This is a genomic window from Aeromonas cavernicola, assembly GCF_002795305.1.
Lineage (GTDB): Bacteria > Pseudomonadota > Gammaproteobacteria > Enterobacterales > Aeromonadaceae > Aeromonas > Aeromonas cavernicola.
Window position 1 is genome coordinate 1 of sequence record NZ_PGGC01000278.1, and the last position, 586, is coordinate 586.

Genomic DNA, 586 nt, shown 5'->3' on the forward strand with positions numbered 1-586 from the left:
CCGTGGTTAGGGGACGGGCGCCTTGGTGGAGCTGGGCTGTGGGTCCCCCTTGCTGGCGAGCGCCGCGTTGACTTGTTGATCCCGCGCCCCAGTCATCCCCGCGTGGCGGGCTATCAGGTGATAAATCGCGGGCACCAGCAGCAGGGTGACTAAGGTGGCGAGCGAGAGACCGAAGAACACCACGGTGCCGACCGCCATCCGGCTCTCATAGCCTGCCCCCATGGAGAGCATCAGCGGCACTGCGCCGATAATAGCGGTAAGGGAGGTCATCAAAATGGGGCGCAGGCGGCGCACCGAGCCGTTGATGATCGCCGCTTCAAACCCTTCGCCGCGCTGGCGCAGCTGGTTGATGAACTCGACGATCAGGATGCCATTTTTGGTCACCATGCCAATCAGCATGATCATCCCGATCTGGCTGTAGATGCTCATCTCCTGCCCCGTTAGCCACAGACCCAACAGGCCACCAAAGACGCCGAGTGGCACCGTCATCATCACCACGGCCGGGGTCAGGGTGCTCTCGAACTGGGCCACCAACACCAGATAGACCACCAGCAGGGCGAGGCCAAACACCAGCGTCATCTCCCCC

Annotated in this window: 1 protein-coding gene; it reads right to left on the reverse strand. The window is 62.8% G+C overall.

All coding sequences use genetic code 11. The annotated features are described in order from the left end of the window. Positions 1–6: 6 nt before the first annotated feature. The coding region (locus CUC53_RS18515) for an efflux RND transporter permease subunit (protein ID WP_157798340.1) at positions 7–586 on the reverse strand (580 nt) is incomplete at its 5' end.